General features: G+C 56.7%; 13 protein-coding genes. 1 reads left to right on the top strand and 12 read right to left on the bottom strand.

Annotation, left to right across the window (positions count from 1 at the left end; all coding sequences use genetic code 11):
* Positions 1 to 45: 45 nt before the first annotated feature.
* The 4 genes from ACTQ34_RS05745 to ACTQ34_RS05730 form a co-directional block, all read right to left on the bottom strand.
* On the bottom strand, positions 46 to 1,248 hold the full coding sequence (locus ACTQ34_RS05745; protein WP_441362926.1) for a peptidylprolyl isomerase: 1,203 nt from the start codon (positions 1,246 to 1,248) through the stop codon (positions 46 to 48).
* 98 nt (positions 1,249 to 1,346) lie between these two features.
* Positions 1,347 to 2,822, bottom strand: a complete 1,476-nt coding sequence (locus ACTQ34_RS05740; RefSeq protein ID WP_441362925.1) for a hypothetical protein — start codon at positions 2,820 to 2,822, stop codon at positions 1,347 to 1,349.
* Positions 2,819 to 3,346 carry an RNA polymerase sigma factor gene (locus ACTQ34_RS05735; RefSeq protein WP_441362924.1) on the bottom strand — a complete coding sequence of 176 codons (528 nt, stop codon included), beginning with the start codon at positions 3,344 to 3,346 and terminating at the stop codon, positions 2,819 to 2,821. Before ACTQ34_RS05735 ends, ACTQ34_RS05740 begins: the two co-directional genes overlap by 4 nt.
* Positions 3,347 to 3,467: 121 nt before the next feature.
* The gene (locus tag ACTQ34_RS05730; RefSeq protein ID WP_441362923.1) at positions 3,468 to 4,670 is read right to left on the bottom strand and encodes a nucleotide sugar dehydrogenase; all 1,203 of its coding nucleotides are present in this window, start codon (positions 4,668 to 4,670) and stop codon (positions 3,468 to 3,470) included.
* Between the two features lie 147 nt (positions 4,671 to 4,817).
* Here ACTQ34_RS05730 and epsC point away from each other — a divergent pair, with 147 nt between their 5' ends.
* A complete protein-coding gene (gene epsC / locus ACTQ34_RS05725) occupies positions 4,818 to 5,477 on the top strand; it encodes a serine O-acetyltransferase EpsC (protein WP_441362949.1) in 660 nt (219 codons plus the stop codon).
* 45 nt (positions 5,478 to 5,522) lie between these two features.
* On the opposite strand, the gene ACTQ34_RS05720 is transcribed toward epsC, so the two are convergent.
* From ACTQ34_RS05720 to ACTQ34_RS05685, 8 genes are all read right to left on the bottom strand, one after another.
* Positions 5,523 to 6,185 (bottom strand): S-layer homology domain-containing protein, encoded by a 663-nt coding sequence (locus ACTQ34_RS05720; RefSeq protein WP_441362922.1) that lies wholly within the window; start codon positions 6,183 to 6,185, stop codon positions 5,523 to 5,525.
* A gap of 18 nt (positions 6,186 to 6,203) precedes the next feature.
* Entirely contained in the window at positions 6,204 to 7,346 is a 1,143-nt protein-coding gene (locus ACTQ34_RS05715) for a WG repeat-containing protein (protein WP_441362921.1), read from the bottom strand.
* Between the two features lie 166 nt (positions 7,347 to 7,512).
* Complete coding sequence (locus ACTQ34_RS05710) at positions 7,513 to 7,920, bottom strand: Mini-ribonuclease 3 (protein ID WP_441362920.1); 408 nt, start codon at positions 7,918 to 7,920, stop codon at positions 7,513 to 7,515.
* Entirely contained in the window at positions 7,920 to 8,831 is a 912-nt protein-coding gene (locus ACTQ34_RS05705; RefSeq protein ID WP_441362948.1) for an RnfABCDGE type electron transport complex subunit B, read from the bottom strand. The genes ACTQ34_RS05710 and ACTQ34_RS05705 overlap by 1 nt, the downstream gene beginning before the upstream one ends.
* A gap of 26 nt (positions 8,832 to 8,857) precedes the next feature.
* Positions 8,858 to 9,472, bottom strand: coding sequence for an electron transport complex subunit RsxA (gene rsxA, locus ACTQ34_RS05700; RefSeq protein ID WP_441362919.1), 615 nt, complete (start codon positions 9,470 to 9,472; stop codon positions 8,858 to 8,860).
* The gene (gene rsxE / locus ACTQ34_RS05695) at positions 9,473 to 10,120 is read right to left on the bottom strand and encodes an electron transport complex subunit RsxE (protein ID WP_441362918.1); all 648 of its coding nucleotides are present in this window, start codon (positions 10,118 to 10,120) and stop codon (positions 9,473 to 9,475) included.
* A 15-nt stretch (positions 10,121 to 10,135) separates the two neighbouring features.
* Positions 10,136 to 10,720: an RnfABCDGE type electron transport complex subunit G gene (locus tag ACTQ34_RS05690; RefSeq protein ID WP_373165287.1), complete on the bottom strand. Its 585-nt coding sequence runs from the start codon at positions 10,718 to 10,720 to the stop codon at positions 10,136 to 10,138.
* Positions 10,721 to 10,723: 3 nt separating this feature from the next.
* Complete coding sequence (locus ACTQ34_RS05685) at positions 10,724 to 11,725, bottom strand: RnfABCDGE type electron transport complex subunit D (protein ID WP_441362917.1); 1,002 nt, start codon at positions 11,723 to 11,725, stop codon at positions 10,724 to 10,726.
* Positions 11,726 to 11,731: the final 6 nt, after the last annotated feature.

The following is an 11,731-nucleotide window of genomic DNA, read 5'->3' as shown; positions in this document are numbered from 1 at the left end:
CAACGAAAAGGACGCCCGAAGGCGTCCTTTTTTTGTGTGATACCGTTATTCTGCCGCGTCTGCAGTCTCTGCAGCGGCATCATCCGTTGCTGCCGTGTCATCTGTAGCAGCAGCGTCATCTGTGGCAGCAGCGTCATCCGTGGCAGATGCGTCCGATGCCGCGTCCTGTGCATTGAGAATTTCCTTCACTTCGGCCGGCACATAATCGCGCACGTTCTGATAGGTGATCTCGTCAAAGGTTTCGGTCGTCTGTACATCCGCTTCCTGCATCCACTGGGTCAGCAGGTCGTCCATCGTACCGGCCACTGTCGTTGTCAGCAGGCTCTTGTAATTTTCGAGCTGACCGTCCACATCCAGCGGCACACGCTTGATGATATGATAGCCGTAGGACGACTTGACCAGACCGGATACCTCGTCCTCGGCCAGCGCCTTGGCGCCGTCGTAAAACTCGGTAACCATATCTCCGTCGGTGAAGATGTAGCCATCCGGATTGCCCGACAGGCCTGGGTCCTCGCTATACTCGTTCATCAGCGCGTCATAATCCTCGCCCGCGTTGATGCGGTCCAGAATCTTCTGCGCCTCGGCCTTGGCCTCCTCATCCGTGCGGATGGTCTCGCCCGTGGTGGAATCGACGGTCGAAATCAGGATGTGCTTGGCGGCAATGTAGTTATCAGCAAAATACTGCCGCAGCTCCTCATCGCTCGGCACATTGGCGCCGTTTTCGCCGTAATAGTATTCGTTGAGCGCGTTATAGCACTGGCTGATATACATAAAGTTGCTGTAGCTCTGATCCGAGAAGCCGAAGTTCGCGATTTGCTTGATGAAAGCGTCATAGCCCATCGAATCAATGGTATCCTGACGCAGCTGGCTCATCTGCTTTTCCTGATTGTAGGTCAGCTTGAGGCCCAGCTCGTTAAACTTCTGCAATACCACACGCGCATATACCGACTGATCCTTGGCAGCCTGCGGCATGGAAGCACCCAGCGTTGCAGCGGCATATTCGTCGTTCCATACGTCGCTCATGCCGAACTGCGCATACATATTGGCGTAATACGCCATGTTGTACAGCATATAGCCCGCATATTCATCCGCGCACACCTCGTCGCCGTTGACCGTCATCACGACTGGTGCGCCACTGTTCAGCGGCTGATACTGGATGGTCATGCTTGCCGTTCCCCAGATGGTACCGCCCATAACGACAACCAGCATCACAACCAGCGCGACGGCGCGCTGCACCATTTTGCTCATATTCTAACTCTCCTTATCGCGTAATCGAAACAGACTTTAATCAGTATAGCACCTTTCGGAGAACGATACAAGCAAAAACACAAAATCGTCACAATCCGTCAGGCTTCCGCTGCCGAACGTTCCAGCTGCGTATTGAAATTGCTGTAATGCTGCAGCCGCGCATGGTCGTTCCAGCCCAGCGTGCGATCCCGCGGCGTGCGATACGGGAGGCAAAACGGCTGCGAAGCGTGATAATAATTGATTCCCGTAGCGCCAAACACGCGATTTTCGTCCAGCTGCATGACATAGAGCATATAGCCTCGCGGGTTATCCGCACCCAGCGGATAGCTGATGACGCCGCTAATCTGGTTGCTGGTGTATGTGCCGAACATGTTGGTCGTCGTCACTGTATTATCGGCAAGGTCGGGAATGGGAGCGGCATAGGTTTGCCTCCGTTTCTCGTACACCAGCCGCCCGCCAATCAGGTCATAGCCGTAATCGCTGTCCTCAAAGGCGGAAAACGCATCGCCCCAGTACGCGCTGCCCTGTACCCACGCAAGGCGGTGCAGCACCGCCATGCGGTACTCCGGCAGCTCAATATAATAGGTGGATGCAATCATCGTATCCTTACCGGGCGAAATCTCCGGCTCAATCGGCGCACGTTCGGGCGCGTTGGTCTGGTCGCACAGCGTCATACTCTGCGCATCCGGGCCAAACGCCAGCATCTCCGCGCAGCAGGCGACATGGAACGCGCCGTCCAGTGCGCGCACGTCCTCATCCTTGAGGTCAGCCAGCACCTCGTCCGGCAAACCGAGGTCAGCGAGCTGCTGCCGGATTTCAGCCTCCCCGTGCTCCTCCATCGGCGCGGCATCCAGCCGCGGATGGTTGACGCACACGCTCAAGGCCAGCATGAGCAGCAGGCAGCCGCCGAGAAAGCCCCATCTCACCGCGCTCGTGTTCAGACGCACGGGAGCGGCTGTAAAGCAGTACCCGGCTTCGCCCATCGCCTCGCCCAGTCGGAACAGTGCGCGCACGATGCACACAAAGGCAATCAACATCGGAATCGCGGCCAGCCAGCTGTGCGCCAGCGGCGAAAACGCCAGCACAAGGATGAACCCTTCCCAGCACACCGCCGCTTTGAGCGGGTCGCTCTTCGGTTCGATGTCCGCCGTACGGCACACCTGCCGCAGTCCGGCACGCAGCGCAAGCATCTGCACAATCTGAATGCCCATGCCCGCCAGTCCGAGGCCGATATCCAAATTACCCGTTGGCAGCCAAGGCGTGACCGACAACACCAGAAACGCGCCCACCCAAACCAGCCGCACAACAGAAAGCGCCCACGCCAGTCGAAAGGCCGCTCCGTTGCGGCGCAGCGCGCGGAAACCCAAATATTGCAGCACCACACCCACCGCAGGCAGCAGGTATTGCAGATACAGAAAATTAAGCGTGATGCCGGTCAGCGCCAGCCCTCCTGCAATGCGGTCAATCGGCTCATGCCACGGATTGACCTCATCGACCACGCCCTGCGTGGGTATGGTATCGGCAATCTCCTGCTCGATCATCCGGTCAAATTCGTCCCGTTCCGGTCCGGTCATAGCGCGTCACCTCCCAACGCCTTTTGCAGATGGCGGCGCAGACGGTACAACCGTCCCTCGACCGCTCGCTCGGTTAGTCCCATTTCCGCTGCGATCTGCGCGGTGGACTGCAAATAATAATACTTGCGGTAAAACAGCATCTGCTCGGACGCACCGAGCGCGTCAACCGCCTTTTGCAAAAGCTGCGTGCGCTCACGCCGCAACACCACCTCCTCCGGCGAGGGAGAAGCCCCTGTCTGCTCATCCCACGTCTCGTCCGGCGCGCGCCGACGGCGCAGCCGGTCGACCGCTGCGTTGCGTGCCACAGCCGTCATCCACGCGGCCAGCGTGCCCTTTGCGCGGTCAAACGACGCAAACCGCTCCCATACGTGCAGGAAAACATCGCTGACGCATTCTTCCGTGTCCTGCGCGTCGCGCAGGATGCCGCGCACAATGTACTGCACCATCGGACCGTACTGCTTTTGCAAAAGCGTTACGCCCTCCGCATCGCCCGCAGAAAGCAGCGCGAGGATTTTGTCGTCCATGCTGCCGCCCCCTTTCTCTATCCTGTCTACCTATATCTACGCAAACTCCTTGCAAAACCCACGCAACTTTCCATAAAAAAACGGCACAGCAAATGCTGTGCCGTTTTGGATTGTGCGTTCTTTACTCCATCAGGCCGACGCAGTCGTAATACGGCTTCTCGGCAATCAACTTTTTGTTATCTTTAAACAGAGTATGACCAAGCGTAATCACCAGATAATCCGCCTTGGCGAGAATCTCCTCAAAGGAGACGTTGGGAATGCCCTTTACTTCGCTGTCCTTTGCAAACGGCTCACAGGCGATGACCTTGACGCCCTTCTCCTGCAAAATATGGCACAGCTCAATCGAGGGGGACTCGCGCAAGTCGTCCACATCCGGCTTATAGCTCAGACCGAGCACGCCGACCGTATCAGTGACCTTGCCCATCTTGGAGACGACCTTTTCGGCTACGAAGCGCGGCTTGTTCTCGTTGCGTTCACGCGCGGCGAGGATAACCTTGGCCTCCGCCGGGAACTGCTCGTAGATGAACCACGGGTCAACGGCGATGCAGTGACCGCCCACGCCCACGCCCGGCGTCAGGATATTGACGCGCGGGTGGCAGTTAGCGAGCTTAATCAACTCGAATACGTCAATGCCCATCTTGTCGCAGATGACCGACAGCTCGTTCGCGTACGCAATGTTGACATCGCGGAAGGTGTTCTCGGTCAGCTTGCACATCTCGGCGGTCAGGTCGTCGGTCTTGTGCACGACGCCCTTTTCCAGCACCTTTTCGTAGATGGACGCAGCCATTTCAGCGGCTTCCGGGGTGCGCGCGCCGACAATGCGGTCGTTGTTCTTCAGTTCATACATCATGTTGCCCGGGATGACGCGCTCCGGGCAGTGCGCAACATGAATCTTGTCCATGTCGATGCCGGACTCCTCGGAGAGCACACGCGCGAGCATTTCGGTGGTGTGCGGCGGCACCGTGGATTCCAGAATCACCAGATTGGGCGCTTCGAGCACCTTGCCCGCCATGCGGCCTGCGGATTCGACATACTTGAGGTCAGCCTTGTGGCTGCCGGTTTCATCCTGATAGAACGGCGTGGGTACAGCGATATAGAACACATCGGACTTGCCCAGCTCGCTGGAGAAATGCAGATGCCCGTGTGCAACGGCGGTTTCAAACGCCTCCTGCAGGCCCGGCTCGACAATATGGATATGACCACCCTTGAGGGTTTCGATTGTTTTTTCGTTCACATCAAAGCCGCAGACTTCAAAGCCGGCTTCCGCGAGGGTGATCGCGGTCGGCAAGCCGATATAGCCCAGACCCATGACAGTAATTTTCATAATAATCTTCCTTCATTCAGCAAAATCTTCTTACATTATACCACTTTTTTTCTTAATTTCAATCAAAGGTTTGAATTTTCATACCAAAGCCGCTATAATGAATGGTATCACGAATTCACACTGTTTTGATAGGATGATTGCTTTATGATTTTCAAGGGGCTGCTTGATGACGCGCGCTCGATTCGCGACCGCGATCCGGCTGCGCGCACCACGCTTGAAGTTTTTCTGCTCTATCAGGGCTTTCACGCACTCATTTACCACCGTCAGGCGCATTGGCTGTACAAACATAAGCATTTCTTTCTCGCGCGTGCGCTTTCCCAGTTCGCCCGTCATATGACCGGCATCGAAATTCATCCGGGCGCGACCATCGGGCACCGCCTGTTTATCGACCACGGCATGGGCATTGTCATCGGTGAAACTGCCGAGATTGGGGATGACTGCACGATTTACCATGGCGTAACCCTCGGCGGCACCGGCCATGACACGGGCAAACGCCACCCGACCATTGGCAACAATGTACTGATTTCGACAGGCGCAAAGGTGCTCGGCCCGTTCACCGTGGGCGACAACAGCCGCATCGGTGCGAATGCAGTTGTATTGCAGGAAGTGCCGCCCAACTCGACCGTGGTCGGCATCAAGGCACGTGTGGTCAAAATCGACGGTCAGCGTGTGCCGTCTTACGACCTCGACCAGATCCATCTGCCCGATCCGCTGGCGCAGGAGCTGTGCCGTCTGCAGCACCGCGTCTATGTCAACGAGCAAAAGCTCAAACGCGAAGAGATCCGCGAACACGAAGCGGACGAATAATGCAAAAAGACGCTTTCACAAACGGAAAGCGTCTTTTTTTATTACTTATGCTGCCAGGAACTTGACATACAGCCGGTAACACAGCAGAATGCTCTGTTCGACCGTGCAGGACTCCTTGGGAGACAGCGTGGTAGCGGATGTACCGTTCATAATGCCGTTGGCTGCCAACAGGCCGACCCCCTCTACTGCCCACTTCGACACCTGTGCCTGATCGGCAAAGCCCGCAATGCTTGCCGCCTTGGGCGCCAGATCGGTGCCGTTGTTCTGCTCAATGTACTTGACCGCACGGGCGATCATCGTGGCGATCTCCTCGCGGTTGGTGGTAACATCGGGTGCGAATTTGTTTTCACCCACGCCGTTGACAATGCTGGCCTGACTGGCCTTCAAAACCGCCGGATTACTGCTGTCGATGAACGTGTTGGCCGGTGCGGCTTCCAGATCCTGATCCAGCATCACTTCCACGCTCTGTACGATCAACTCCGCAAACTGCTCACGGGTGATGGCTTCCTGATATTTCGGACTGCCGGTCAGCACGGGAACCAGACCGGCCTGCATGGCGGACTCGATTTCAGATACTGCCCAATTGCTCGGGCCGCCCTCACTCGGGATATAGGGAAGCTCATTTGGATCTACAACTTCGCCCTTGATGGCAAGCGCAGGTGCGCAGAACAGGCACAGGCTCAAAAGCATGCAAATCAGTTTTTTCATGTTATTTTCCCTCTTTTCTTAGAACTGGCTGGTAAATGCGGATAATTTCTGATCCAGATACTGTGCCCGGCGGCTGGTAGACATGGGCGCTGCCAGAATGGTAACCCCGTCGCTGTCCGGCTCATAGGTCAGACCCATTTCGCCGTAATCATGTGCGCCCATGAAGAAAGTACGCAGCTCCGCTGCTTCCTCCGGCGTTTCTGCCTGCGCCAGTATCGTGCGTGCAGATTCTATGTTTTCATCAGCTTGCCAGCCGTGTGCTATCTGACCTTCTGTTAAATCCTGATCATAATTCGGTAGAAAGCCGACAGGAATTTTCAGCGTCGTTGTCGCGTTGGCTTCTACCTCATAGGAGATTTGCAGGATATATTGGTACGGCACATAAACACCTGCATCGATTATTTCAGAGCCTTCACTGAATTTGGCATAGGGGATATAAAACAGGTCGCCCTTGTCCGGCTGCGTATTACCGGTGTTCGTGACCTCTATTACCATTTTTCCGACATAGTCCTCATCAATCGTATAGCCTGTGATGTGCGCGGAGGCCTGACCGTAGGTAACCATGGGTATCTCCTCTGCATCCGGCATATAGCCGTTATCGCCAATCAGATACAGTCCGGTCAGATCGTCGCTATCCCATGTGCGCGCATTGCTCTTGCTACCGCTTTTGTTGATCTCCGCAATCTGTGCGCCCTTGACCGTAGAACCGCCGTACTCGGTGGGAGTAAATTTACCGTCGGTGAAAACGGTTGCCTTGCCATTGTGGAAATAGCCCACATAGATGCTGCCCATCGAGTCAAAGGCATAGAACTGGCAGGGAATGACCAGCTTACCGGTGGTGTCAATATAGCCCACCTTCATAGTGTCCTTGTCCATGACTGCTGCCAGACCTTCGAAAAAGTCGAACACATACATAAAACGATCACGGTTTAAGTCAACGACCTCGCCCTTTTCATTGATGTAGTTCCACTGGTCGTTTACCAGCGCGGGCATCAAACCTTCACGGAACGGGCGCTCGCCGTACTGAAAAATGTTCTGTTGCATCAATTTGTCCCCGTTTTCCTGCCAGAACCGGTTAGCGTCCACTGCCGCACCTGCCGGAACTAACAGTACGGAGACCGCAAGCACCACCGATAGCAAAACTGCCAGTATTTTTCTCATGTTGTTCTCTCCCTTTTTTGTAAAATATTCCAATCTAATTCCTTTCAGAATCCCTATATTTAGTTATATTTTACATAGCTTCCAGACATTCGTCAAGCTTGATTCCATTTTTGGTTTTTCTGCACAACGCAAAAAGGACGCTTTCCCGACAGGAAAGCGTCCTTTTTCATTTTTCAAACCCTTCAGCAATCACGCCGAACAGCTCATTGATGCGCTCATACCGTCCCTTGAGATACAGCCAGCCAAACAGCGCCTCAAGCGCGGTCGCCTGCGAATACTCCGCAGTTGACGCCGACTTGGGCACGCTCTTGGGCTTGGCGTTGCGCCCATGGCGGTAAACCTCCTGCTCGGCTTCGTCGAGCAAAGGCAGGATGCGCTGCACGGCTTCCGCCTGCGCAGGTGCGCAGACCAGCTGCGTTGTGCGGCGGTGCAGGTTTTTCGCGGTTTGCATGCCGCCGCAGGCCAGAAACGACCGCACCATCACCTCATAAACGGCATCGCCCACATGGGCGAGCGCGAGGCTCGACATGCGGGCGATAGCAGCGTCATCCAAAATCGGATGCAGATAGTCCATTACTTGTCCTCGGATGCCTTTTCCGCAGCGGGGGCTTCCGCAGCCTTGGCAGCCTCTGCCTTAGCCTTCGCAGCAGCCGCCTGCTTTGCCTGCATCTCCTTGAACTTTGCCTTTTCCTCTTCGGTCGGCACCGGCTCGATGCAGCCCTTCGGGCAGGCCTTGGCGCACATCTTGCAGTTCTTGCACTTGTCGTAGTCAATCTTAGCTACGCCGTCAATCACATGAACTGCGTCAAACTTACAGGTCTTTTCGCACATCTTGCAGCCGATACAGCCGTTCGAGCAGACCTTCATGACCTCAGGACCCTTATCGCGGTTTACACAGTTGACGTGTACCTTTTTGGAGTCCGGGATGAGGTTAATCAGCTTCTTCGGGCAGGCCGCGACGCACTTGCCGCAGGCCACGCACTTGTCGGAATCAACCTTGGCCACGCCGTCCACAATGTGGATGGCGTCAAACGCACACGCCTTGACGCACGAGCCGAGGCCCATGCAGCCGTAAGCGCAGGCCTTGGGGCCGTTGGCAACACGCAGCGCTGCCGAGCAGTCCTGCAGGCCTTCGTACTTTGCCTTGTCAACCGCGTTGCAGCCGCCGTTGCAGTAAACGTGCGCAACCTTGCGCTCGCCTGCTTCTACGGTCACGCCCATAACCTCAGCGATCTTAGCTGCCGCCGCAGCGCCGCCGACCGGACAGCCGTTAACCGGCGCCTTGCCTTCTACAATCGCAGCCGCCAGACCGTCGCAGCCCGGGAAGCCGCAGCCGCCGCAGTTTGCACCCGGCAGGCACTCACGAACCAGCGGTACGCGCTCATCCACCTCGACCGCGAACACCTTGGCCGCGATACCGAGCAGGATGGCGAACACGATGCCCATGATAAACAGGACCGCGACCGCAGAGATAATATTTTGCATATCCATTTCTTATCTTTCCCCCTTGCTTACCAGATCGACAGGCCGGAGAAGCCCATGAAGGACATCGCGAGCAGCGCCGCGGAAATCAGCGCAATCGGGAAACCTTCAAAGCACTTGGGGCACTGGGCCGTTGCATCCAGACGCTCACGGATGGAAGCAAACAGCACGATTGCGAGCGTGTAGCCCACACCGGCGCACACGCCGTAAACCATCGAGCCGATGAACGAATAGCCGTTGTCAATGTTGGAAATGGCCGCGCCGAGCACCGCGCAGTTGGTGGTGATCAGGGGCAGGAAAATACCGAGCGCAGAGTACAGTGCCGGCATCGCCTTTTTCATGAACATCTCAACGAACTGCACGAGCGTTGCAATAACCAGAATGAACGCGATGGTCTGCATGTAATCCAGACCGAGCGGCTCGAGGATGAAATACCAGACCGCCCACGAAACCGCGCTGGCCAGCGCCATAACGAAGATAACCGCCATGCCCATGCCGATAGCCGTATCGGTCTTCTTGGAAACACCGAAGAACGAGCAGCAGCCGAGGAACTGGACAAGAATGTAGTTGTTGACCAGAACCGCTGCCACGGCAAGCGACAGCACTTCGGTCAGGCCCATTGCGTCAGGAAAATTGAAAGCCATTTACTTGTCCTCCTTTCCAGACATGATCTTCTGGATTGCTGCAAAGATGAAGCCCATCATGAGGAAGCCGCCGGCCGGCAGAATCATCATAACCGCCGGGTTGGTGCTCAGACCGGGAATGGCGAAGCCTTCCGCCGGAATAAAGCTCAGGAACGGCAGCAGGGTGGACAGGCCGGACAGCAGCGTGCCGGCGCCCAGCAGCTCACGGAAGAAGCCCATGAGGACCAGAGCAAACGTAAAGCCCAGGCCCATGCATACGCCGTCCAGAGCGGAGGGCAGCACCTTGTTCTTGGAAGCATACGCCTCGGCACGGCCGAGGATGATGCAGTTAACAACGATAAGCGGCAGGAACAGGCCGAGAGACGCCGCCAGAGACGGCACAAACGCCTGCAGTGCCAGGTCGATCATGGTAACGAAGGTTGCGATGATCGTGATGAACGCCGCGATACGGATTTTATCCGGAATAAACTTGCGCAGCGCGGAAATAACGACGTTGGAGCAAATCAGAACGATGGTTGCCGCAACGCCCATGCCAATACCGTTGGACAACGAGGTCGTCGTTGCCAGCGCAGGACACAGACCGATGGTCTGCATGAAAATCGGGTTGTCGAGGATGACGCCCGCTTTCAGCTGTTCAGAAAATTTCATTTGGCTCTTCCTCCTTTAACCCAGACTTGCGACACAGTTTGCCGCAGTGTTAACACCGAGGGTGACCGCGCGGGAGGTAATGGTCGCGCCGGTGATGGCGTTGATCGTGCCGCCGTCCTTGGAAACGGCCAGACTGCCGTCCGCCGGCTGACCGGCAAACTGTGCAATCCAGTTCTTATCGCTCTGCGACTTGGCGCCGAGGCCCGGGGTCTCGGATGCCTCGGTCACCTTGATACCGGCAACCGTGCCGTCCGCATTGATGCCGACGATCATCTTGAGTGCGCCGCCAAAGCCCTTGGGGTTGACTTCCACGCAGTAGCCTGCGTCCGCGCCATCCAGCGTCGCCTTGTATACGCCGGAAACCACCGGCTGGTTCTTATCGGCCGGCGTAGCGAAGTCCGCCGGAACCTCTACATCAGCAAATTCCGCGTCCGGAATAATCTCGCTCATTGCCTGATTGCGGGTCTCAATGCCGTTCTGCTCGATCTTGTCCTTCGTCACACTGTTAATCACGCCCAGAAGCAGCGCGCACACAAAGGTGATAAGGCCCAGTACGACGACCAGCATCAGAATGCCGCCGCCCTTTTTGCTGCTATCCATAACTTACTGTGCCTCCTTCTTCTTATCCAGCGCGTAGCCGAACTTGCGGGGATGGGTGGCCTTGTCGATCGCCCAAACCAGCGTGTTCATAATGAGGATGGAATACGAAACGCCCTCCGGCAGACCGCCGAAATAACGGATGAACACGGTCAGCAGACCGCAGCCGATGCCGAAGATGATCTGTCCCTTGGGGGTAACCGGGCTGGTGACATAGTCGGTCGCCATGAAGAACGCACCGAGCATCAGGCCGCCCGAAAGCACCTGAGACAGCATCCACTGTACGCGGGATACGTCGCCCATCGGGAACAGGAAAGTAAGTACTGCGACCGTCAGGATGTACGCGGCCGGGATATTGATGGTGATAACCTTGCGCCACAGCAGGTATGCGCCGCCAGCGATCAGCGCAAGCGCCGAGGTCTCGCCGATAACGCCGCCGGTCTGGCCGAGGAACAGCTCAAGCAGGCTCGCATCCGGCAATGCACCGGTCTTGAGAGCCGCCAGAGGCGTTGCCGTGGAGATGGCGTCGGTCACAGTGACCGAGCCGATAAGCGGCAGGGACGCATGCGGCTGGGTCCAGGTGGTCATCAGGCCCGCCCAGGATGCCAGCATGAACGCACGCGCGCCGAGCGCCGGGTTCATAAAGTTCTTGCCCAGACCGCCGAACAGCATCTTCACGATGATGATGCCGAACAGCGCGCCGAACACCAGCATCCACCACGGAGCCGAAACCGGTACGTTGAACGCGATCAGCATGCCCGTCACCAAGCAGGACAGGTCGCCGATGGTGTTCGGATGGCCTACGATTTTGTTGTAAATGGTCTCAAACACAGCGCAGGCAACCATGGTGATCACGGTCAGCACCAGCGCGCGCGGGCCAAAGGTGTATACCGCAACGCACAGCGCGGGAAGCAGTGCCACAAGCACATCCAGCATCAGGCTGCGGGTATCGTCATCCGCCTTGATATGGGGTGAGGAGGTGACGACGACTTTACTCAGATCATACATTTTCGT

This window comes from Agathobaculum sp. LCP25S3_E8 (assembly GCF_052117165.1).
Lineage (GTDB): Bacteria > Bacillota > Clostridia > Oscillospirales > Butyricicoccaceae > Agathobaculum.
Note: the sequence above shows the minus strand (reverse complement) of the source record. Positions and strands in the feature narration are given on the sequence as shown.